This is a genomic window from Sphingomonas jeddahensis (assembly GCF_001981525.1).
Classification (GTDB): Bacteria; Pseudomonadota; Alphaproteobacteria; order Sphingomonadales; family Sphingomonadaceae; genus Sphingomonas; species Sphingomonas jeddahensis.
In genome coordinates, this window is record NZ_MPSB01000007.1 from 85422 (window position 1) to 105756 (window position 20335).

The following is a 20335-nucleotide window of genomic DNA, read 5'->3' on the forward strand; positions in this document are numbered from 1 at the left end:
TCGCGCGGCGGCCTGCGCCTATGTGCGCGCATCCGCTGGCACCGCTGGCCGCTTTAATTCGGGTTCATCCATGTTCACCTTCCTTCTCGTCGTTCAGGCGATCATTGCCGCCGCACTTGTGACGGTGATCCTGATGCAGCGATCGGAAGGCGGCGGCCTCACCACCGGCGGCAGCCCCTCTGGCCTGATGTCGGCGCGCGGCGCGGCGGATTTCCTGACGCGGGCGACCTCCGTTCTGGCGGCGCTGTTCGTCCTGATGTCGATCACGTTGGCGGTGCTGGCGGCGACGCGCGGCGGCACCAACGTTGATACCTCGCTGGAGCGCACTGCGCCGGTGAGCCAGTCCGCACCGCAGCCGCAAGCCGATGGCGCGGCCCTGTCGGGTGCCGAGGCAGCGGCGGCGGCAGCGGCGGCGAACCAGACGGCTCCGGCCGACAACGGCGTTCCGCTCGCCCGCTGATTTTCCCGGTTCGCCGGTTTCGCAGCGCTCGTGGTCACGCGGGCGCTTGTTCCCCATGCCTGTTCAAGAGTAGTCGGATATTCCCATGGCGCGGTTCATCTTCATCACCGGCGGCGTGGTCTCCTCGCTCGGCAAAGGTCTCATGGCGGCGAGCCTCGCCGCATTGCTCCAGGCGCGCGGCTATCGCGTGCGGATCCGCAAGTTCGACCCCTATCTGAACGTCGATCCGGGCACGATGAGCCCGTATCAGCACGGCGAGGTCTATGTGACCGACGACGGCGCCGAGACAGATCTCGATCTTGGCCATTACGAGCGCTTCACTGGCGTCGCGGCGCGGCAGAGCGACAACGTCACCTCCGGGCGCATCTATCAACAGATCATTCAGCGTGAGCGTCGCGGCGATTATCTCGGCGCGACGGTGCAGGTGATCCCGCATGTCACTGATGCCATCAAGTCGTTCGCCAAGGACCAGACCGACGATCTCGATTTCGTGCTGTGCGAAATTGGTGGAACCGTGGGCGACATCGAATCGCTGCCGTTCATTGAGGCGATCCGCCAGCTGAAGAACGAGGTCGGCCGCGGCAATGCGATCAGCGTTCATGTGACGCTGGTGCCTTATATTGCCGCCGCGGGAGAGCTGAAGACCAAGCCGACGCAGCATTCGGTGCGTGAGCTGGCGGCCTTGGGCGTGCAGCCAGACGTGCTGGTGTGCCGGTGCGAGAAGCCGTTGCCGCCGTCAGAGCGCGCCAAGATCGCCTTGTTCTGTAACGTGCCCGAGACGGCGGTGATCCCGGCGCTGGATGCGAAGAGCATCTATGCCGTGCCGCTGCAATATCACGGTGAGGGGCTGGACACCGAAGTGCTGCGCGCCTTCGGCATCACGCCTTCGTCGGCACCCGATCTGTCGCGCTGGACCGAGATCGTTGATCGCCTGACCAATCCGGAAGGCGAAGTGACGGTTGGCGTGGTGGGCAAATATGTCGGCCTGCAAGACGCCTATAAGTCGTTGAACGAAGCGTTGGTGCATGGCGGCATCGCCAACCGGGTCAAGGTCAACGTCCGGTGGATTGATGCCGAACTGTTCGAGAATGACGATGCGGAGATCGCCGCCCAGCTCGAGCCGTGTGACGCGATCCTTGTTCCCGGCGCGTTCGGCGAGCGTGGTGCGGAGGGCAAGATCGCCAGCGTCCGCTTCGCTCGCGAGCGTGAAATTCCTTACTTCGGCATCTGCTTCGGCATGCAGATGGCGTGTGTCGAAGGTGCGCGCGATCTTGCGGGCATTCGCGACGCGTCCTCCACCGAGTTCGGACCGACGCCGGAGCCGGTGGTCGGCCTGATCACCGAATGGATGGGACGCGACGGGCTGGAGAAGCGTGAAGCGGAGGGTGACCTTGGCGGCACGATGCGGCTCGGCGCCTATGAGGCGCGGCTCGATGGCAACAGCGTGGTTTCGTCAATCTATGGTGGTACGACCATCTATGAGCGCCACCGCCATCGCTACGAAGTGAACACCGGATACAAGGAAGCGCTGGAGAAGGGCGGGTTGGTATTCTCCGGCATGTCGCCGGATGGGACCTTGCCCGAGATCGTCGAGCGGCCGGATCATCCGTGGTTTGTCGGCGTGCAGTTCCATCCTGAGCTGAAGAGCAAGCCGTTCGATCCGCACCCCTTGTTCGCCAGCTTCATCGGCGCTGCGGTCAAGCAGAGCCGGCTTGTCTGACGACGCCGACCTGCCCGCGTGGCGGGTCGAGGCCTCGCGCTATGTGATCGAGGATCCGTGGCTTCGCGTCCGCGCGGACGATTGCTTGACCGAGGAGGGCGTGCGGATCGCGCCCTTTTTCGTCACCGAGCATCGCGATTGGGTGATCGTCGTCGCGATCACGGCGGATGATCGCCTGCTGCTGGTCGATCAGTACCGCCACGGCTGGGGCATCACCTCGCGTGAGCTGCCCACAGGAGCGATCGATTCGGAGGACGCCGATCCGATCGCAGCGGGACGACGCGAGTTGCTGGAGGAGACCGGCTATGGCGGCGGCGAGTGGCGGCTCGTCAACACGCTGGCACCCAATCCGGCCAATCAGTCGAATCGCTGCTACACGGTGCTTGCCACTGGTGTGGAGAAGCTCGCCGAACCGCAGGACGAACCGACCGAGCGGCTGCGGTTGCTGACCGTTGCGGTGGTTGATGCGCTGGCACTCGCTAGATGTGGCGGCATCGTGCAGGCGATGCACGTTGCGGCGCTGGCAACGGCGTTGGGCAGCCGGTGGGGCGAGGGAAGCCTTGCTTAGCGGCTATTCATTCAGCGACTGACTGGCCGTTGCATCCGGCCCGTGCCTGTCGAACAGCTTGTCCCGCGCGAACGGACTGAACGGCAGACGTCGGTCGAAGATCGCCCCCGATGCCCGTGCGGCGAGAAACAGAAGGCGCCCGGACCTTTCGGCCCGGACGCCCCACGACGCCTCGAAAAGGGAGCTAAAGAGGCGCCGAACGGTTAAGCGGCTTGAGCCTCGTCCGTGTCGCGCTTGTCCTCGACAACAGTGGGCCTCTGGCCGGTCTTGATCGTGATCGACTTCGGCTTCATCGCCTCCGGCACTTCGCGCACCAGATCGATCACCAGCAGCCCGTCGTTCAGCCGCGCATCCTCGACAAACACGAAGTCGGCGAGTTCGAAGCGGCGCTCGAAGCTGCGAGTAGCGATGCCAACGTGCAGGAAGTTGGGGCTGGTCGCCTTGTCATCCTTCTTGCCGGAGACGAGCAGCAGGTTCTGCTGCGCGGTGATCTCGATCTCGTCGCGTGCGAAGCCTGCCACCGCGAGAGTGATCCGGTAGCGATCATCCGCGACACGTTCGAGATTGAACGGCGGGTAATTTTCGGAAGCCGAACGAGCATTGGTCTCGATCAGGTCAAACAAACGATCGAAGCCGATGGTCGAGCGGCGGTAGGGGGTAAGATCCAGACGCATCTTCAATTCCTCCAATGAGCGAGTTGAAAGCGGCAGCGCGCGATAACGCCACGTCGCCGGCTGTGCGGCCCGACAATGGCGCCGCACGCCCAGAAATCTGGTGCGGTCAAGCAATCTTTCAAGGGGGTGTGCAAAAACCCTCTAAATAGATCGGGTATTGCAATCCCTACCTCGTAGATGGACGATAGATCGACTTACTGAGGGGACGATACCCATGTCGATCACGCTTGCTCTTTTGCTCGCTGCGCGGGCCGCCGAAGCCGTGCAGGCTGAGGACCTACCGCCACCCGTGCATGCCGCGACAACCGAGGTGCAACCGGGCGATGTTCCGGCCGATACGGCGGGGGAGGGGCGGCTTGGCCCGGCGCAGCAGGGCGGCGGTGACATCGTCGTCACGGCGCGCCGGCGCGCGGAAACGGTGCAGAGCGTGCCGATCGCGATGTCGGTGATCGGCGGCGAGGCGCTGGCAGAAACCGGCGCGTATAACGTCAACCGGCTGACGCAGCTTCAGCCGACGCTGCAATTCTATTCCACCAATCCGCGCAACTCCGCCGCCAACGTGCGGGGTCTAGGGGCGCCGTTCGGCCTTACCAACGATGGCATCGAGCAGGGCGTCGGCATCTATGTGGATCAAGTCTACTATAGCCGCATCGCCTCGGCGACATTCGACTTCACCGACACCGAGCGGATCGAGATCCTGCGCGGGCCGCAAGGGACGCTGTACGGCAAGAACACCACCGCCGGCGCGATCAACATCACCACCCGCAAGCCGAGCTTCGAAACCGAAGCGCGGGTAGAGCTGACCGGCGGCAATTACGATTTCTTCCAGGGCAAGTTCTCGCTGTCCGGCCCGCTGGTGGAGGATGTGGTCGCCGCACGTATCTCCGGTTCTGTGACGACACGGCGAGGGACGATCTACAACACGCTGCAACGCGAATGGCAGAACAGCCAGGACAATGTCGGGCTGCGCGGGCAGATGCTGTTCCAGGCCGCGCCGAATTTCGATGTGACGCTCTACGCCGATTACAACCGGCAGAACCCGAATTGCTGCGTGCAATATTATGCACGAACCGGCGCAACCCAGCGGCCGCTGAGCCGGCAATATGCGGCGCTTGCGGCGGCGTTCGGCTATGCGCCGCCGTCGAACAATGCGTTCGACCGGCTGACCGATGTCGATACGGATCTGCGAGCGAAGCAGGAGCTTGGTGGTGCCTCCGCGCTCGCCAACTGGAACCTCGGCGCCGGCACGCTGACGTCAGTCACCGCATGGCGCTTCTGGCACTGGGATCCATCCAACGATCGGGACTTCATCGGCCTGCCGATCACCACCGCGTCCGCCAACCCTTCGCAGCAAAGCCAGTTCACGCAGGAGCTGCGCTTCGCTTCCGACACCAAGGGGACGATCGATTATACCCTTGGCGCCTTCTACTTCTACCAGACGATCGATACCCAGGGGTTGCAGGTGCAGGGGCCAGCGGCGAGCCGGTTCCTGCTCAATCCCGGCAATCCGCCGTTCCTTCCCAATGGCTGCGCGACGGCAACCGCCGCGGCGTGCAATCCCGCGGTGCTCGACAGGCTGACCTCCCGCAACACGGTCGGGTTCAAGAACACTTCGGCGGCGCTGTTCGGCAAGCTGACATGGCGGCCGGCGGAGAAGCTGGAGATCGCGCCGGGCCTGCGGCTCAACTACGACAAGAAGGAGGGTGATTACCTCGCCACGGTCACAGCCGGGAACGGCAGCAGCACGCTGACCAACGATCAGCGCGGCGTCCTCGCCCCGCAAAGCTACCGGCCCGAGTTCGACAATTGGAACGTGTCGGGCGACATTACCGTGTCATACGATTTCACGCCGGACGTGCATTATTATGCCACCTATGCCCACAGCTATAAGTCTGGCGGAATCAATCTCTCCGGCCTGCCGCTCGATGCCGCGAACAATCCGATCCTGGCGGTGCAGACGATCGATCCCGAAACGGTGAACCATTTCGAACTGGGGCTAAAGACGCAATTCTGGGATCGCGGCGCGACCGTCAACGTCGCGGCGTTCTGGACCGAGATCGATGATTATCAGGCAACGGTGAACAACCAGCAGGTCGGCGTGCTGCGCGGTTATCTCGCTAACGCCGGCAAGGTGCGCACGCGCGGCATCGAGGTGGACAGCGCCTTTCGCCCGGTGGCCGGGCTGAACCTTTACGCCAATGGGGCCTTTACCGACGCCAAATATGTCCGCTTCGTCGATGCGCCATGCCCGCCCGAACTGTCCGGCGGCACGACGGTGACGGGAAGCCAGCGGCCGGGCGCCGCGGGAACGCCGGGTGCGCTGAGCCCGCAATCGTGCGACATCTCCGGGCAAGTGCTGCCCGGTGTGTCCAAATGGGCGTTCAGTTACGGCGCGGAATATGGCGTTCCAACGTCGATCGCCGGCCGCGCGGGACAGGTATATGTCGGCTACGATGGCAGCTATCGTTCGCGTTTCTCGTCGAACCCGTCGCCTTCAGCCTATACGTTCGTGGACGGTTACTCGCTGTCCAACTTCCGCCTGGGCTTCAAGACCGACGACGGCATCAATCTGTTCGCCTGGCTGCGCAACGCGTTCGACCAGAATTATTACGAGGTGCTGGCGACGCAATCTGGCTCGACCGGGCTCATAGTCGGCCAGCCCGGCGATCCGCGTACCTATGGCGTGACCCTGTCGGCGAGCTTCTGATTGACTTCAATCCCGCAAACGGTCGCCGAGGAAGGCGATCAGCGCCTCGACTCGTGCGGGGCGCAGTGGGCTGGGCGGCGTCAGCAGGTGGAGGCCGATCGGCGCCGGACGCCATTGCGGCAGCAGTTCCACGACGGCGCCACTCGCCATCGTGTCGCCCAGGATGAAGGCTGGCAGGCGCGCGATGCCCAGCCCGGCAACCAGCGCCGGGATCAGCGCCTCGCCACTGTTGGCGGCGATCGGCCCTTGCGCCTTGACGGAGATGTCCGCGCCATCTTGCCCGCGGAAGCGCCATGGCCCTGATACGTTGGTGTATCCAAGCAGGTCATGGTCGCCGAGCTGGCCCGGGTGGGTGGGGGTGCCGCGGCGCGCGAGATAGGCGGGCGCCGCGACGAGGTAGGACTGGATCGTGCAGAGGCGGCGCGCGCGCAGCGAGCTGTCCGGCAGTTCGGCGATGCGCAAGGCAACGTCGAACCCTTCGGCGACGATATCAACTCGGGCGTCCGAGAGGTGGAGCTCGATCTCGACGCCAGGGTGCGCAGCCAGAAACTCGGACAGTAATGGTGCGACTTTGCTGACGCCAAAGGTCATCGGCGCCGCGAGCCGGATACGGCCGACCGGCGCGCTAGCAGCGTCACGCGCGGCTTCTTCAGCGGCCTGAGCGGACGCAATGATCAGCGCAGCATGCTCCGCCAGCGGCCGCCCGGCCTCAGTGAGCGCGAGGCGCCGTGAGGTGCGGTGGAACAGCGACTGACCCAGATCCGCCTCCAGCCGTGACACAGCTTTGGAGATCGTTGCCTTGCTCAGCCCGAGCGCCTCCGCGGCGCCTGTGAACGAGCGATGTTCCGCAACGGTTGCGAAGATCGCCCATGCTTCGAGATCAGGCAGGCGCATGTAAAAACTCCTCAGGTCAGGCATGCTTAGTCGAGGAAACAATCCGTTTCAATCGTTTCTGTTTTCGCGCGTCAGCGAACTTCCTATCTCCGGCGTAACAATTGGAGGTTCCCATGACCGACACTCGCTCCCGTATTGACCGTCGTTCGTTCAACAGCCTTGGTCATGCCGACCATGGCTGGCTCGACGCCCGGCACCATTTCAGTTTCGCCAGCTATCATGATCCCGCACGGATGGGCTGGGGCGCGATTCGCGTCTGGAACGACGACACGATCGCGCCGCAGACCGGTTTCCCGCCGCATCCGCACAGCGACATGGAAATCATCACCTACGTTCGCAGCGGCGCGATCACGCATCAGGATTCGATGGGCAACAAGGGTCGCACCGGCGCCGGCGACGTTCAGGTGATGAGCGCGGGTTCGGGCGTCCGCCACGCTGAATATAATCTGGAGAACGAGCCCACGACGCTGTTCCAGATCTGGATCGAGCCGCGTACCTCGGGCGGTAGCCCAAGCTGGGGTGCCAAGCCCTTTCCCAAGGGCGATCGTTCCGGCCGCTTCGTCACGCTGGCCAGCGGGTTCGCCGACGATGTCGATGCGTTGCCGATCCGTGCCGAGGCCAGAGTGATGGGCGCGACGTTGAAGGCTGGCGAGAGCGTCCGCCACACCGTGGGCGAGGGTCGGCATGCCTATCTCGTCGCAGCAACCGGTGCGATCACGATCGATGGCGACCGGTTCGACGCGCGCGACGGCGCGGCGTTGGTTGGCGGCACCTATGAAATCGTTGCCAGCGACGACGCCGAACTCGTCCTTGTCGACGCGGAATAATCCTTCAGACATTAAGGAGATACATCATGACCAAGGTTCTGGTTCTTTATTACTCGTCCTACGGTCACATCGCGAAGATGGCCGATGCCGTTGCGCAAGGTGCGCGCGAGGGCGGTGCAGAAGTCGATGTGCGCCGCGTTCCCGAGACCGCGCCGGCCGAGGTCGCCAAGAACGCCGGGTTCCAGGTTGATGATACGCATCCGGAGATCGAGGGCGTGAATGCGCTGGCCGATTATGATGCGATCATCATTGGCGCGCCGACGCGGTTCGGCCGCATGCCGAGCCAGATGGCAGCATTTCTCGACCAGGCAGGTGGCTTGTGGGCGCGCGGTGCGCTCAACGGCAAGGTCGGCGGAGCGTTCACCTCCACCGCTTCGCAGCATGGCGGCCAGGAAGTGACTCTGTTCTCGATCATCACCAACCTGCTGCACTTCGGCATGACGATCGTCGGGCTTGATTACGGCTACCAGGCGCAGATGACGCTTGATGCGGTGCATGGGGGGTCGCCTTATGGCGCAACCACGCTGGCGGGCGGCGACGGCAGCCGTCAGCCGAGCGACGTCGATCTCGGCGGCGCCCGTTATCAGGGCAAGCGGATTGCCGAGACCGCGGCGAAGCTGAAGGGCTGATCTATCGGTGTCCTGCCCGATCGCGAGTCGGGCGGGATCACCTTGAACTTACTTGCGGTCCTGCACGCGCCGACGTTCCCGGCGCTCGCGCCGCTCGCGCTCCTTGCGCTGCTTCTTTGTTTCGGGCCGCGGAGGCGCGACGATCGGCATGAAATGCGGCGCGGCTACCGTCGGCAGGACGGGATCAACGGCCGGGTTGGCCGGAAAGGCGGTGCGCGCCTTCGCGAAGAGGAAGCGCGCGCGCGCTGCTCCCGGTGCCGCCGCAGAGGTGCCGACCCAGCGCCAGTGCCATGGCTCCCATTTCACATTCTGCTTGTTGCCAGCCGGGAACGACATTTCGAACCCGAAACGCGGAGCGTTGGCAGCGAGCCAGCGGAACGCCGGCTTGGCCGCCATGCAGGCCTCCGCGTCCGGACAGCCATCCGCAGGGCGGACCGTGAAATCCAGCGCAAAGCCGCTGGAATGTTCGCTGTGCCCCGGCGGCGCGGCGGAGATCGCGCGATCAGCGCCGCTCGCGCTCTGCCGCGTTCGGCAGAAGGTTGCCTGCTGCTGCGCAAGCGAGCGGTGACAGGAAAGGGCATAGAGCCGCCCCTGCACGGCCGGGTCGCCAGCGGCAGCAGCAAGCAGGCGCTTGAGATCGTCGGCCGCTTCCGGCCGCAGGCGGCAGGCGCCAATCGCCGTGCCGGCGGGCAGCGCAACCAGATCCCCGACCGGCGCCTCACCATAAGGAAAGTGCCCGAGCGCTCGGCCATCGCTGCTGACCGGCACACTTGCCCTGTCGCATAATTGCGCTTGCGCCGGTGCGGCAGCGAGCAGGAACAAGGCGGGAAGGCGAGGGTGCATCCTTGTGTCTCTGGCCTTGTACCCACTGTGATGGCAAGGGCGGGGGCATGTTGGGTGATCGTGTGCTGTTCCTCGATGGCGAGGCGTTGATAATCGACAAACCGGCAGGCCTGCCGGTCGACCCGCCGCGCGACGGGGCGATCAGCCTCGAAAACCATCTGGCAAACCTCACCTTTGGCTTTCGTCGCTGGCCGCAGGCGGTGCATCGACTGGATCGCGACACCAGCGGCTGCCTGCTGTTATCGCGCAATCCTAAGGCGCATGCCCGGCTGCAGCAGGCGTTTGAGGCTGGTGCAGTGACCAAGCGTTACCTGGCGGTTCTCGATGGGGTGCCGGTGGGCGACGAGGGAACAATCGATCTCCCGCTCGCCAAGATCTCCACTGCCGAACGTGGCTGGCGAATGCACGGGGATCCCGCGGGTAAATCGGCGCGCACGGACTGGCGGCTGCTCAAGGTGCAGGATGGGCGCGCGCTGGTTGAGTTCAGGCCGGCGACGGGGCGAACGCACCAGATCCGCGTCCATGCGCTGGAGGGGTTGGGGGTACCGGTGCTGGGCGACCCGGTTTATGGCCGGGCGCATTCCGCCGGCATGATGCTTCATGCGGCTGAGCTGATCGTGCCCCGCGCTGGCAAGGCCCATGTCGCTGCAGAGGCGCCATGGCCCGGGCGCTTCGGCGATGTGGGCTTTGATGGTTGATGTACCGGAGGAGGCGATCGAAGAGCGCTTCCTTGCCGCCACCGGTCCGGGTGGGCAGAACGTCAACAAGGTGGCGACTGCGTGCCAGCTACGCGTCGATGTGTTTCGGCTTGGCCTGCACCCGGAGACGTACCGGCGATTGAAGCTGCTGGCCGGATCACGCCTCACCGCGAGCGGCACATTGGTGCTTACCGCGCGGCGATATCGCACACAGGAGGCCAACCGGGCTGACGCACGCGAGCGGCTGGCCGAGTTGCTGGCGAAGGCGGAAGAGCGCGAAGCGCGGCGCGTGAAGACAAAACCGTCCCGGGCCGCAAAGGCAAAGCGGGTCGATGAAAAGAAGGGCCGAAGCGCCGTGAAGGCGGGCCGCGGCAAGGTGCGGGACTATTGAAGCGCCGATCGAGTGTATTATGTTGTCGATACACACAGCGGCAGGATCGGCATGGCGAAGAAGGACAAGAAGGGCTTTCGTATTCCTAAAGAGATTGGGGGGGTGAAGGTGCCCAAGGAAGCCCGCCGCGCGGGCGAGGCCCTGATCGAAAAGGCGAGCAGCCCCGCCGGTCGTCAGATGCTGGCGTCGGGGCTCGCAATGGCGGCAACGGCCGCCGCCGCCGTCGCCGCGCGCCAAGCACGCGACCATGGCCCGGCAAGCAATGCCAATGCTGCTGGCGAAAGTGGCACCGCTTCTGTTGATCCAAGTCGAGTGGCGGATGCGCTCGGAGACGCGGCGAGTGCATTCATGACCAGTCTCTTTGCTCGGAGTGCAAAGTAAACAGCTAGGTCTCTAGAAACGGCGCGAAAGTTCTAATAAGCCGAGGTTTGAACAATAGAGTTGGAAGCCCGTGGGGCAGCCGCACGCAATAGGGGAAGCATTTCTGGCCGCGGCGGTGGAGCCGCAGCGCTGGCTTGATGCGCTCGGGCAGCTTGCCTCTGCCACTGGCTCCGACCACGCGCAATTGATCGGTATCGGCCTACGCTATTCGATAGATTTCAACTGGGTGAGCGACACGGATGATGTGGCCCATGCCGCCGCAGACCGACCGGAACTGACGACGCCGACAACGAATTTTCGCGTTGCGGCAGGGCTCACCGCGCCACCCAATGCGATCCTGGCTGAGGATCGATATGCCGCATTGAGGCCGCACTTGATCGATGACGCCTATCTCGATCTCTGTAGCGATTTGCACATACCGCACGGCTGCCAGACCACTCTGCTGAGCGGCAGCACTGGGTTGATCGGCTTCGCCTTGCTTCGTTCGCAGCGCACCGGGCCAACAGATGCCAAGACCCGCGAGATGTTTGCAAGCGTTCGGGCGTCGGCGGCTACGGCTGCTGCCTTGCAACTTGCCCTGGAGCGAGAAGGGCATCGCTTAGTGGCCGGCAGCTTCGAGGCGATGGGTACCGCCTGTTTCGTGCTCGACCGAAAAATGACGGTGCAGGCAGTTACCCTTTCCGCAGAAACTTTGCTTCACGAGGGTACGCTTCGCTTGGCCGATGCCCGCGTTGTGCTGCCGCGGGCGGACGACAACAAGCGGCTTGCCGCGGCAATGACGTCGCTTTCGGCCGGGCAGGTTCAGGCAGGCACGATCGCCATCGCGGACGAAGGAGGAGCGCTCACGCTTCGGCTACATCGTTTGCCTTTGCGAGAATGGAACATGGGCTTTGCACCCTATGCCATTTTGATCGCCAAGAGAGCGGGCGGGGGAGCGGCCGATCTCGCGTTTCTCCGCGGAAATTACGACCTGACCGCCGCGGAGGGAGAGATCGCGCTGCTGCTGCACGCAGGGCGCCCGCGCGACGCAATCTGCGCGGCGCGCGGCATCACGCGCGAAACGCTACGCAGCCATCTGCGGTCGCTATTCGCCAAGCTTGGCGTCAGCCGCGAGACCGAGGCGATCCACCTGCTACACGCGTTGTTCGACTGAGGCGCCGCGCTGATATCAGGCCTGTGGATCAGGTGTGGCACGGCGTTGTGATACTTCGTGAACCGGTTGCACCTCCGGATAGGGCATGATCAATTTCCCATCCGGGGCGGCCGTGTAAGTGGTCTGCGATGGGAACGGGATCGAGACGCCTTCTGCGTCCAGCCGCCGATAAAGCGCGATACCTACCTTGTGGCGCGCATCGTAGGCGCGCTGGTAGTCGGCAGCCGGAGAGTCGAACTCGAGCTCGAAATCGACGGACGAGCCGCCAAAGGCGACAAAGCCGGCGCGAATGAAAACCAGATCATGTGCCTCCACCACTTCCTTGAAGATGTCGGGCAAGCGATCGAGCAGGTCGCGATCAGTTTCATAGCCGACACCGATGGCAAGTTTGGTGCGCCGCCGCTCTCGCTGAGTGTTGTTGATGATCTCTTTGTCGAGCAGGTTGCGGTTTGAAATGATCCGCTGTTCGCCGTTCACACCCCGGATGCGGGTCGATTTCAGGCCGATTTCTTCCACCGTGCCTGAACTCGAATCATAAGTGATCGCGTCCCCGCGGCGAAAGGGGCGGTCAAAGATAATCGCCAGCGCCGCGAACAGATCGGCGAAAATACCCTGCGCGGCGAGACCAATGGCGATGCCACCAACGCCGAGACCCGCGACGAGACCGGTGACGTTGACGCCCAAATTGTCGAGCACCACCACCAGCGCGATGGCGAACACGACGATGGTGACGAGGAGCCGGATCAGCCCCATGGCGTTCATCAGGGCTTCGCCGGAATAGTTTTCCGCGCGGGTGCGATGCTCGATCGCGCCGAGGATAAGTTCGCGTGCCCAGGTCGCGGCCTGGAATACTGCTGCTAGCGTGAACAGGAAGTTGATCGTCGTCGCAACAATGACCGGTGGGTCCGCGTAGCCGCCAACCAGGCGCGCTGCGACCATGATGATGAAGAACGTGCTGGTGCGGCTGATCGCGCGGCCGAACACCGCAGCCCACCCTTTGCCCGAGGTGGAGCGTCGCGCCAGTCGCGGACCGAGGCCGCGAAGCCAGAGCAGGGCGAGGACGATGGCCGATCCAATCGCCAGTGCGATCGCAATCTGAAGCCAATACGCGCGAAACCAATCAACGCTCGAACCCCAGAAGGCTGCGATCTGCTGCTGTACCCCCTCAGCGGAGATCTTCGGCAGGGGTGCCGCACTATTCGTTGCTGTCATCCGGTCCTTCTAGATGCTCATGCGGCTTGGCATGCACTGCCGTTTTCGCCGGTTTCAAGAAAGGCGATCAAGCCACGTTCGGCCCGGCTCAGCCAGCGGGTGGTGCGTGGCAGATGAAGCGTGGTGCGAAACGCTTCCTGCCCATCCTTGATCAGTGCGATCAGTGCTGGATGAACATAGGATTTTCGGGCGATCGCCGGCGTGTTGCCGAGCCTTTCAGTGACGGGAGCGAGCAGCGTCTTGAGGCTGATGTCCTTGTCCGCCTCAGCCAATGTTTCGAAGGCGATGACGCTGGCGCCCCAGGTGCGGAAGTGCTTGGCGGTGAAGTCGCTGCCCATCGCTTCCTTGATATATGCGTTCACATCCGAAGAGGTGACGGGGCGAGGCGCCCCATCCTCATCGACGTATTGAAAGAGCTTTTGTCCGGGCAGATCCTGGCACTTCTTCACAAAGCGTGCGAGGCTGCCATCGGTGATCGTCAGCATGCGCAGCTTGCCGGACTTCGCTTTGTATTGAAGCTTGAGCGTGCTGCCCTTGATGCGCGCGTGCCGATCGCGCAACGTGGTGACGCCGAAGCTCTTGTTGCTCTTGGCGTACGTCTCATTGCCGATACGCAGGTGCGCGGTATCGAGCAGCTTGACGATCGCGGCGATCGTCTTTTCCTTGCTATGCTTGCGGCTCTTGAGGTCAGCCTCCACTCGCTCGCGCAGCTTGGGAAGAGCACGCCCGAAGGCCGCGCAAAGATTGTATTTTTCGTCCTCGCGCGCGGCACGAAATTCGGGATGGTAGCGATATTGCTTGCGGCCCTTTTCGTCCCAGCCGACCGCCTGAATATGGCCGGCCGGATCGGGGCAGAACCAGGCATCGCGATAGGCGGGCGGAAGCCCGATCGCGTTCAGCCGGTCGATTTCCTCGCGATCGGTGATGCGCTGGCCCTGCGGATCGAAATAGCCCCAGCCGTGCCGCATCTTGCGCCGGGTAATCCCGGGTTCCTCATCATCGTGATAGACGATCTTTGTCGACGCCACCTTGCCACCTCCACGTGGCTCGGGAAATGCGCAGGCCACCGCACGGTTCCGGAACGGCCCTGCGCGGCGACTGTTGTGAAGGGCAATCCCGACACAGGAGTTCCAGCGACATGGCCGACCTTTCCCACGCCCGCGTGCTTATTCTGGCGACCGACGGGTTCGAGGATTCCGAACTGTTCGACCCGCGCCAGGCGCTGCTGGATGCCGGCGTGAAGGTGACACTGGCGTCGATCAAAACCGATCCGATCCAAGGCGTGAAAGGCGACAAAGATCCGACCCGCACGATCACGCCGGACCTGACGCTGGATCAGGTCGATACCGAGGATTACGACGCGTTGTTGCTGCCAGGCGGGGTCGGCAATCCGGACAAGATGAGGATGGAGGATCGCGCGGTTTCGATCGTTGGCGAGTTCATGGACGATGACAAAATCGTGGCGGCGATCTGCCATGCACCGTGGCTGCTGGTGGAGGCCGACGTGGTGGATGGGCGACGCGTGACGGGCTGGCCGTCGGTGCGCACCGACCTCGAGAATGCCGGGGGCGAGGTGGTGGACGAGGAGGTGGTGATCGACGAAAACCTGATCACCAGCCGCAAGCCCGACGATATTCCTGCGTTCAGCCGTGCGTTGATCGCTGCTTTGGAGCAAGAGCTGACGGGCTGACAATTGCCTGTCCATCAGCGCCGTATAGATAAAGTCGTGCATGATAAGTGATTTCCACCGATCGCCGGCGACCATCATCGAGTTTCGGCGGATCCTCGCGAAGGGCGGCGAAGATCCCGTCACGCGATTGGTTGCGGAGGAAGTGCCGGTCGCGATCGAGTGCAACGGCATCGCTTACGCCGTGTTGATGGCGAGTCCGGATGCGATCGCGGACCTCGCCTATGGCTTTGCGATGGGCGAGCGGCTGATCGACCGGGCGGAGGATATTCGCGGCGTCGATGTGCATGATGCTGGCGACGGCATCGTGGCCCGGCTGACTCTGGCGCGGCGGGTAGCGGATCGGATCGGGGATCGCGTGCGGCATCGCAGTTCGGATGCGTCATGCGGGCTGTGCGGCGTGGAGACGGTAGCCCAGGCGCTGCGGCCGTTGCCGATGGCAGCGCGGTGGGACGGCGAGGATGCGGCGGTGTTTCGCGCCTATCGAGCTTTGCGCGATCACCAGCCGCTCAATGCGGAAACTGGGGCGGTGCATGCCGCCGCTGCCTGCACGCCGGATGGCGCGATCCGGCTGGTGCGGGAGGATGTCGGGCGGCACAATGCCTTCGACAAGCTGATCGGGGCGATGCTGCGGCGGGGAGGGGGCTGGGAGGGCGGCTTCGCACTGCTCACTTCGCGCTGCTCCTATGAGCTGGTGGAGAAAGCGGTGCTCGCCGGATGCCCGATGCTTGCCACGATTTCTGCGCCGACCCGGCTGGCGGTGAAGCGGGCGGCGGGAGCGGGGCTCGCCTTGCGCACCCTGGTTCGCGCCGATGGGCTGTTGGCGAGCGGTGCTGGGTAGGTCGGTTCACGCTATGCAACGCCGCCGTCAGGCGTCACCCTGAACTTGTTTCCGGGGCCCACCTTTCCGCCTGCCAGGCCGCTGTTTGGGCGCGGTGGATGCTGAAACAAGTTCGGCATGACGGAATGGAAGAGGCCGATCTTACCGCGCCTTGAAGGTGGGCGCGTGAAAGTCGGGGGGCTTGTTTGCGACCCATTTCAGGAAACGCGCGACGGGCGGCAGTGCGCGTACCGGCCCGAGATCGCCGAGCCGGGCGAGCGTTGCGTTTTCGGCGGCGGCGTGGATGGTACGGTGGCAGATCGGATGGAGGGGCACGGTTTCGCGGCCGCCTTCGCTTTTGGGCACGACGTGATGCCATTCGGTGCGGGTGCCCAGCGGACGGTGGCACAGGGCGCATACGAGTGGCGGCGGCGCCTCGGCGCGCGCTGCCGCCTCCAGTAAACCGAGCTTGCGTTTCACCCGACCCATCCCGCGCAACATAGGAAGTCACCGGGCGACTTGCAGCGCGCGGCGCAATCGGCATAACTCGCCTAAGTCAGCCGGCTTACGATCGGCGACGTTTAGGAGATGAGGATGGCTGGACCACAGGCTCTGTTCGACCTGTCGGGCAAGGTAGCGCTGATCACCGGTGGTTCGCGCGGGCTCGGGCGCGAAATGGCGCTCGCCTTTGCCGATGCCGGTGCCGATGTGATCGTTTCGAGCCGCAAGGCGGATGCTTGTGGCGCGGTAGTGGCGGAGGTGCAGGCCAAGGGGCGGCGCGCAGCGGCGATTCCGGCGCATGCGGGCAAGTGGGACGAGATGGACACGCTGGCCGATGCGGCGTGGGATACCTTCGGGCGCCTCGACATCCTGGTCGCCAACGCTGGCATGGGGCCGCTGGTGCCGAGCCATGAAGTGTCCGAGGCACTGTTCGACAGCGTGGTCGGGCTGAACTTCAAAGGTCCGTTCCGGCTGATGGCCAATGTGGCGCATCGTATGGCGCAAGGTGACGGGGGCGCGATCCTCGCCACGTCGTCGATCGCGTCGCTGCGGCCGACCCCGCAGGTAGTGCCCTATGCCGGAGCCAAGGCCGCGCTCAATGCGATGGTGTCCAGCATGGCGCACGAATATGGCCCCAAGGTGCGGATCAATGCGATCGCGGCCGGGCCCTTCCTGACCGATATTTCCAAGGCGTGGACCGAGGAAGCGCGCGAGCGGACGAACAGCGCCAGCGGCCGGCCGGGGCGGCCGGAGGAGATCGTCACCAGCGCGCTGTATCTGGCGAGTCCGGCGTCGAGCTTCGTCACCGGCACCGTCATCCGCTGCGATGGAGGCTGCTGATGGCGAGCGATCTGGAGGCCGGCGCGGTCGACGCAGCCTGGCTGACCAAGCGGCTGCGCGGGGCCGGTGTGCTGCGCGAGGCGTCGGTGACGGCAGTCACGTCGAAGCCGGTGGGTGTCGGGATGCTGGGCGACTCGATCCGGTTCGAAGTGGCCTATGATGGCGATGAGGGTGCGCCCGCCTCGTTCGTCGGCAAGTTCGCCAGCGCCGATCCGACCAGCCGACAGACGGGCGCGGGCTTCGGCCTGTATGAGCGCGAGGTGGGCTTTTATCGCGAGGTTGCGCATACCGTGGCGATCCGATCGCCGGGATGTGTTTCCGCGGAGCACGATCCGGCGGACGGCACCTTTGCGCTGTTGCTCGAGGATCTGACACCGTCGCGGCCGGGCAATCAGCTTACGGGATGCGACATCGCCGACGCCGAGCGTGCGATGGAGCAGGCGGCAGCGCTGCACGGCCCGCGGTGGAACGATGAAACGCTGCGTGACCATTCCTTTCTGAACGTCAGCGGTGCGCGCGAGTTCGTGATCCAGGTGTTTCCGGACTGCCTCGCCGAGTTCCACCGACGCTACGATGGCGTGTTGGAGCCCGAATATATGGCGGTGTGCGACCGTTATGGGGCGCTGATGGCCAATGCGACCGTTCATCCACCAACCAGCTTCACGCTAACGCACGGGGATTTCCGGCTCGATAACATGCTGTTCGATGCGCGCGGGGGTGAAGTGCCGCTGGCGGTGCTCGATTGGCAATCGCCGGCGATCGGCGTCGGCGCAGTGGACGTCGCGTATTTCATGGGACTGGCGATCTCTATTGAAGATCGGCGGCGGCATGAGCGGCATCTGCTGGAATATTATCTTGAGCAGCTGCGTGGCTTTGGCGTGCGGGATTATGACTATGACGCGCTGTACCGCGACTATCGAATGACGTTGCTATCTGGGGTTTCGACCGCGGTGTTCGCTTCGGCCTCGACCAAGCGGACCGAGCGGGGCGATGCAATGTTTCTGGCGATGGCGCGCGGCGGGTGTGCGCAGGCGATCGATTGCGATGCGCTGGCGTTGATGGGGTGAGGGGCAGTTTCCTCTCCCAAGGGCGATGAGGTAATCGTGGCGCGCTGCGACTTCGCTCAGGAAGTGTTCCGAGCGGCTAGGGTGCGATCTCGGTGCCGTCCCACGCGATAATCTTGCCGCTGTCCTGCGGCTTCAGGCCGTCGAGTACGTCGAGCAGCTGCACGGCGGCGCGATCCGGCCGGAAGATGTCGCGGCCGGATTGCTGAAACGGTCGCGACAGCTTGGTATCTACCGTGCCGGGGTGGAGCGCGACGACGATACTGCGATCGTTGCGACGCTTGTCCTCAATAGACAGGGTGCGGACGAGCTGGTTCAAGGCTGCCTTGCTGGCGCGATAGCCGTACCAGCCGCCCAGCCGATTATCCGAGATGCTGCCGACCCGCGCGGAAAGCACGGCGAACACGGACCGGCCAGCGCGGGGCATGATCGGCAGGAAATGCTTGGCGACCAGGGCGGGGCCGATCGCGTTTACGGCATATTGGCGGGCGAGCCAGTCGGGGTCGAGATCGCGGATCGCCTTTTCCGGGCCGTGCTCGCCTTCGTGCAGCAAGCCGGTGGCGACCACCACGAGATCAGGCGTGCCGGCGCCGGCGGCTGCAACGGCGAGCGACGCTTCGTCCAGGATGTCGCATTCCGGACGGGCTAGACGATGAACCGACGCGTCTTCTTCGACGAGCGCATCCGCCAGTGCCTTGCCGATCCCGCCGTTGGCGCCAATGATTACTGCATTCATGCCAAAACGGCTAAGCCCCTGAGACGTTACGTTCAATGTCCATTCAGCGCACTTCCTTGATGAGGCGGCGCAACGGGACTAAGCGTTTGTTCAAGCATTCACGCCTCGAGAGGAGAGCAGATTTCATGAAGAACATTTCCCGCGTCGCCTTTGCGGCCGCGTTGATGGCCGGCGCGGCGGGCCTCGCCGTGTCGCCCCCGGCGATCGCCCAGAAGAAAAAGGAACAAAAGGGCGGTGCTCCTGCGCTCAAGCTGAGCAAGGACGTGCAGAATGCCGCCGCCGCCGCGCAGGCTGCCATCGCCGCAAAGGATTTCGCCACCGCCGCCACGCAACTGACTACCGCGCAGGCGGCCGCCAAGACTGATGACGATCGCTACATTGTCGCGGCGCTTCAGCTGCAATCGGAAGCGGTGAAGATCCAGGATGCGCGCGCCGCCAACCAGCAGATGAATGAGGCTGGGCTCAAGGCTCCGCTGGAGGCGCTGATCGCCAACCCGAAGACCCCGGCGGTCGACGTTGCCAAGTATAACTACCAGCTCGGCATCATGGCCGCGAACGCCAAGGACAGCGCGGGCGCGATCAACTATTTTCAGCGCGCGCAGCAGCTGGGCTATAACGATCCCAACTTGCCGCTGCAGATGGTCAAGCTGAAGATGGACGCCGGCGATGTTGCTGGCGGCGCGGCGGAGCTGGAAAAGGCGATCGATGCGCAGACCGCCGCCGGCCAAAAGCCGAGCGAAGATCTGTACAAATACGCCATCGCGCAGACCAACAAGAAGCGCATGGGCCCGCAGACTGCCAATTGGATCAAGAAGTGGGTGGTCGCTTACCCGACGTCCAAGAACTGGCGCGACGGCATCGTCACTTACGGCATGACTCAGCAGAGCGCGGTCACCCTGGACAAGGGGCAGAAGGTCGATCTTTATCGCCTGATGCGCTCGGCCAAGGCGCTGGCCGATCAGTATGATTATGAGACCTATGCGCAGTGGACCTATGACCTGGGCCTGCCGTACGAGACCAAGACGGTGCTCAACGAGGGCAAGGCTGCGGGCAAGATCCCGGCGAGCAGCGCTTCGGCAAACGACCTGATGCGCGTCGCCAACCAGGCGATCGCGAGCGAAGGATCGCTGGCACCGGTTGAGGCGAAGGCCAAGGCGGGCGCCAATGGCCGCATCGCGCTCAACACCGGCGATGCTTATCTCGGTATGGGCAATTGGGCCAAGGCGATCGAACTCTACAAGGTCGCCATGACCAAGGGCGGCGTGGACGCCGACGTGGTGAATACGCACATGGGCATCGCGCTGGCGAATTCTGGCGATAAAGCCGGCGCCAAGGCGGCGTTCGCGGCGGTGAAGACCGCGCCGCGCACCGACATCGCTTCGCTGTGGACGGTGTATCTCGACAATCCGCCGACGGCGTAAAGCTGGACGGTTGATTGATTGGGGAGGGGCGGCTTCGGTCGCCCCTTTTCGTTTGAAGTGGCGGTGCGAGGCGATACGCCACTTTTTGGTGGAGGCCTGTGCTGGTCCC

The 20335-nt window shown here is 64.1% G+C and carries 22 protein-coding genes; 15 read left to right on the forward strand and 7 right to left on the reverse strand.

Features of this window, described 5'->3' with window-relative positions; all coding sequences use genetic code 11:
- Positions 1 to 70: 70 nt before the first annotated feature.
- The 3 genes from secG to SPHI_RS09290 all read left to right on the forward strand — a co-directional run bounded on the left by secG (position 71) and on the right by SPHI_RS09290 (position 2748).
- Positions 71 to 460 (forward strand): preprotein translocase subunit SecG, encoded by a 390-nt coding sequence (gene secG / locus SPHI_RS09280; protein ID WP_076744646.1) that lies wholly within the window; start codon positions 71 to 73, stop codon positions 458 to 460.
- An 85-nt stretch (positions 461 to 545) separates the two neighbouring features.
- On the forward strand, positions 546 to 2180 hold the full coding sequence (locus tag SPHI_RS09285; protein ID WP_076744647.1) for a CTP synthase: 1635 nt from the start codon (positions 546 to 548) through the stop codon (positions 2178 to 2180).
- Positions 2173 to 2748, forward strand: coding sequence for an NUDIX hydrolase (locus SPHI_RS09290; RefSeq protein ID WP_083719915.1), 576 nt, complete (start codon positions 2173 to 2175; stop codon positions 2746 to 2748). The genes SPHI_RS09285 and SPHI_RS09290 overlap by 8 nt, the downstream gene beginning before the upstream one ends.
- Positions 2749 to 2951: 203 nt before the next feature.
- On the opposite strand, the gene SPHI_RS09295 is transcribed toward SPHI_RS09290, so the two are convergent.
- Positions 2952 to 3422, reverse strand: coding sequence for an Hsp20 family protein (locus SPHI_RS09295; protein WP_076744648.1), 471 nt, complete (start codon positions 3420 to 3422; stop codon positions 2952 to 2954).
- A 214-nt stretch (positions 3423 to 3636) separates the two neighbouring features.
- Here SPHI_RS09295 and SPHI_RS09300 point away from each other — a divergent pair, with 214 nt between their 5' ends.
- Positions 3637 to 6129 carry a TonB-dependent receptor gene (locus SPHI_RS09300; RefSeq protein WP_076744649.1) on the forward strand — a complete coding sequence of 831 codons (2493 nt, stop codon included), beginning with the start codon at positions 3637 to 3639 and terminating at the stop codon, positions 6127 to 6129.
- A 6-nt stretch (positions 6130 to 6135) separates the two neighbouring features.
- On the opposite strand, the gene SPHI_RS09305 is transcribed toward SPHI_RS09300, so the two are convergent.
- Positions 6136 to 7023: a LysR family transcriptional regulator gene (locus tag SPHI_RS09305; RefSeq protein WP_076744650.1), complete on the reverse strand. Its 888-nt coding sequence runs from the start codon at positions 7021 to 7023 to the stop codon at positions 6136 to 6138.
- Between the two features lie 113 nt (positions 7024 to 7136).
- On the opposite strand from SPHI_RS09305, the gene SPHI_RS09310 reads away from it, so the two are divergent.
- Together SPHI_RS09310 and wrbA are read left to right on the forward strand one after the other, a co-directional pair.
- Positions 7137 to 7850 (forward strand): pirin family protein, encoded by a 714-nt coding sequence (locus SPHI_RS09310; protein ID WP_076744651.1) that lies wholly within the window; start codon positions 7137 to 7139, stop codon positions 7848 to 7850.
- Between the two features lie 26 nt (positions 7851 to 7876).
- Complete coding sequence (gene wrbA / locus SPHI_RS09315) at positions 7877 to 8479, forward strand: NAD(P)H:quinone oxidoreductase (RefSeq protein WP_076744652.1); 603 nt, start codon at positions 7877 to 7879, stop codon at positions 8477 to 8479.
- A gap of 48 nt (positions 8480 to 8527) precedes the next feature.
- On the opposite strand, the gene SPHI_RS09320 is transcribed toward wrbA, so the two are convergent.
- On the reverse strand, positions 8528 to 9322 hold the full coding sequence (locus SPHI_RS09320; protein WP_076744653.1) for a M15 family metallopeptidase: 795 nt from the start codon (positions 9320 to 9322) through the stop codon (positions 8528 to 8530).
- A gap of 47 nt (positions 9323 to 9369) precedes the next feature.
- Here SPHI_RS09320 and SPHI_RS09325 point away from each other — a divergent pair, with 47 nt between their 5' ends.
- From SPHI_RS09325 to SPHI_RS09340, 4 genes are all read left to right on the forward strand, one after another.
- Positions 9370 to 10020, forward strand: coding sequence for an RluA family pseudouridine synthase (locus SPHI_RS09325; RefSeq protein WP_076744654.1), 651 nt, complete (start codon positions 9370 to 9372; stop codon positions 10018 to 10020).
- A complete protein-coding gene (gene arfB / locus SPHI_RS09330) occupies positions 10013 to 10411 on the forward strand; it encodes an alternative ribosome rescue aminoacyl-tRNA hydrolase ArfB (RefSeq protein WP_076744655.1) in 399 nt (132 codons plus the stop codon). Before SPHI_RS09325 ends, arfB begins: the two co-directional genes overlap by 8 nt.
- Before the next feature lie 51 nt (positions 10412 to 10462).
- A complete protein-coding gene (locus SPHI_RS09335) occupies positions 10463 to 10792 on the forward strand; it encodes a hypothetical protein (protein WP_144036176.1) in 330 nt (109 codons plus the stop codon).
- A 70-nt stretch (positions 10793 to 10862) separates the two neighbouring features.
- Positions 10863 to 11945 (forward strand): helix-turn-helix transcriptional regulator, encoded by a 1083-nt coding sequence (locus tag SPHI_RS09340; protein WP_076744657.1) that lies wholly within the window; start codon positions 10863 to 10865, stop codon positions 11943 to 11945.
- Between the two features lie 15 nt (positions 11946 to 11960).
- Here the strand turns inward: SPHI_RS09340 and SPHI_RS09345 are convergent, their stop codons facing one another.
- Positions 11961 to 13157 (reverse strand): mechanosensitive ion channel family protein, encoded by a 1197-nt coding sequence (locus tag SPHI_RS09345; RefSeq protein ID WP_083719917.1) that lies wholly within the window; start codon positions 13155 to 13157, stop codon positions 11961 to 11963.
- 17 nt (positions 13158 to 13174) lie between these two features.
- The gene (locus SPHI_RS09350; RefSeq protein ID WP_083719921.1) at positions 13175 to 14125 is read right to left on the reverse strand and encodes a DNA topoisomerase IB; all 951 of its coding nucleotides are present in this window, start codon (positions 14123 to 14125) and stop codon (positions 13175 to 13177) included.
- Positions 14126 to 14295: 170 nt separating this feature from the next.
- Here SPHI_RS09350 and SPHI_RS09355 point away from each other — a divergent pair, with 170 nt between their 5' ends.
- Both SPHI_RS09355 and fdhD read left to right on the forward strand, forming a co-directional pair.
- Entirely contained in the window at positions 14296 to 14847 is a 552-nt protein-coding gene (locus SPHI_RS09355; protein ID WP_076744659.1) for a type 1 glutamine amidotransferase domain-containing protein, read from the forward strand.
- Positions 14848 to 14887: 40 nt separating this feature from the next.
- Positions 14888 to 15685 (forward strand): formate dehydrogenase accessory sulfurtransferase FdhD, encoded by a 798-nt coding sequence (gene fdhD, locus SPHI_RS09360; RefSeq protein ID WP_076744660.1) that lies wholly within the window; start codon positions 14888 to 14890, stop codon positions 15683 to 15685.
- Between the two features lie 141 nt (positions 15686 to 15826).
- Here fdhD and SPHI_RS09365 read toward each other — a convergent pair whose 3' ends face one another.
- Complete coding sequence (locus SPHI_RS09365) at positions 15827 to 16153, reverse strand: HNH endonuclease (protein WP_233130831.1); 327 nt, start codon at positions 16151 to 16153, stop codon at positions 15827 to 15829.
- A gap of 105 nt (positions 16154 to 16258) precedes the next feature.
- Between SPHI_RS09365 and SPHI_RS09370 the strand changes: the two genes are divergently transcribed.
- The gene (locus SPHI_RS09370; protein WP_076744661.1) at positions 16259 to 17005 is read left to right on the forward strand and encodes an SDR family NAD(P)-dependent oxidoreductase; all 747 of its coding nucleotides are present in this window, start codon (positions 16259 to 16261) and stop codon (positions 17003 to 17005) included.
- Complete coding sequence (locus SPHI_RS09375; protein ID WP_076744662.1) at positions 17005 to 18072, forward strand: oxidoreductase family protein; 1068 nt, start codon at positions 17005 to 17007, stop codon at positions 18070 to 18072. The genes SPHI_RS09370 and SPHI_RS09375 overlap by 1 nt, the downstream gene beginning before the upstream one ends.
- 76 nt (positions 18073 to 18148) lie before the next feature.
- On the opposite strand, the gene SPHI_RS09380 is transcribed toward SPHI_RS09375, so the two are convergent.
- Entirely contained in the window at positions 18149 to 18805 is a 657-nt protein-coding gene (locus tag SPHI_RS09380) for an SDR family NAD(P)-dependent oxidoreductase (protein ID WP_076744663.1), read from the reverse strand.
- 125 nt (positions 18806 to 18930) lie between these two features.
- Between SPHI_RS09380 and SPHI_RS09385 the strand changes: the two genes are divergently transcribed.
- Entirely contained in the window at positions 18931 to 20226 is a 1296-nt protein-coding gene (locus SPHI_RS09385; RefSeq protein WP_076744664.1) for a hypothetical protein, read from the forward strand.
- The last annotated feature ends 109 nt before the right edge of the window (positions 20227 to 20335 follow it).

What these genes read in the sequence shown, in the direction of transcription:
- SPHI_RS09335 (WP_144036176.1), top strand. Translation starts at nt 10,463, where the DNA reads ATGGCGAAGAAGGACAAGAAGGGCTTTCGTATTCCTAAAGAGATTGGG.
- SPHI_RS09345 (WP_083719917.1), bottom strand. Translation starts at nt 13,157, where the DNA reads ATGACAGCAACGAATAGTGCGGCACCCCTGCCGAAGATCTCCGCTGAG.
- SPHI_RS09365 (WP_233130831.1), bottom strand. Translation starts at nt 16,153, where the DNA reads ATGGGTCGGGTGAAACGCAAGCTCGGTTTACTGGAGGCGGCAGCGCGC.
- SPHI_RS09300 (WP_076744649.1), top strand. Translation starts at nt 3,637, where the DNA reads ATGTCGATCACGCTTGCTCTTTTGCTCGCTGCGCGGGCCGCCGAAGCC.
- SPHI_RS09370 (WP_076744661.1), top strand. Translation starts at nt 16,259, where the DNA reads ATGGCTGGACCACAGGCTCTGTTCGACCTGTCGGGCAAGGTAGCGCTG.
- SPHI_RS09385 (WP_076744664.1), top strand. Translation starts at nt 18,931, where the DNA reads ATGAAGAACATTTCCCGCGTCGCCTTTGCGGCCGCGTTGATGGCCGGC.
- SPHI_RS09355 (WP_076744659.1), top strand. Translation starts at nt 14,296, where the DNA reads ATGGCCGACCTTTCCCACGCCCGCGTGCTTATTCTGGCGACCGACGGG.
- SPHI_RS09350 (WP_083719921.1), bottom strand. Translation starts at nt 14,125, where the DNA reads ATGCGGCACGGCTGGGGCTATTTCGATCCGCAGGGCCAGCGCATCACC.
- SPHI_RS09295 (WP_076744648.1), bottom strand. Translation starts at nt 3,422, where the DNA reads ATGCGTCTGGATCTTACCCCCTACCGCCGCTCGACCATCGGCTTCGAT.
- arfB (WP_076744655.1), top strand. Translation starts at nt 10,013, where the DNA reads ATGGTTGATGTACCGGAGGAGGCGATCGAAGAGCGCTTCCTTGCCGCC.
- SPHI_RS09305 (WP_076744650.1), bottom strand. Translation starts at nt 7,023, where the DNA reads ATGCGCCTGCCTGATCTCGAAGCATGGGCGATCTTCGCAACCGTTGCG.
- SPHI_RS09375 (WP_076744662.1), top strand. Translation starts at nt 17,005, where the DNA reads ATGGCGAGCGATCTGGAGGCCGGCGCGGTCGACGCAGCCTGGCTGACC.
- SPHI_RS09310 (WP_076744651.1), top strand. Translation starts at nt 7,137, where the DNA reads ATGACCGACACTCGCTCCCGTATTGACCGTCGTTCGTTCAACAGCCTT.
- SPHI_RS09325 (WP_076744654.1), top strand. Translation starts at nt 9,370, where the DNA reads ATGTTGGGTGATCGTGTGCTGTTCCTCGATGGCGAGGCGTTGATAATC.
- wrbA (WP_076744652.1), top strand. Translation starts at nt 7,877, where the DNA reads ATGACCAAGGTTCTGGTTCTTTATTACTCGTCCTACGGTCACATCGCG.
- secG (WP_076744646.1), top strand. Translation starts at nt 71, where the DNA reads ATGTTCACCTTCCTTCTCGTCGTTCAGGCGATCATTGCCGCCGCACTT.
- SPHI_RS09380 (WP_076744663.1), bottom strand. Translation starts at nt 18,805, where the DNA reads ATGAATGCAGTAATCATTGGCGCCAACGGCGGGATCGGCAAGGCACTG.
- SPHI_RS09320 (WP_076744653.1), bottom strand. Translation starts at nt 9,322, where the DNA reads ATGCACCCTCGCCTTCCCGCCTTGTTCCTGCTCGCTGCCGCACCGGCG.
- fdhD (WP_076744660.1), top strand. Translation starts at nt 14,888, where the DNA reads ATGATAAGTGATTTCCACCGATCGCCGGCGACCATCATCGAGTTTCGG.
- SPHI_RS09285 (WP_076744647.1), top strand. Translation starts at nt 546, where the DNA reads ATGGCGCGGTTCATCTTCATCACCGGCGGCGTGGTCTCCTCGCTCGGC.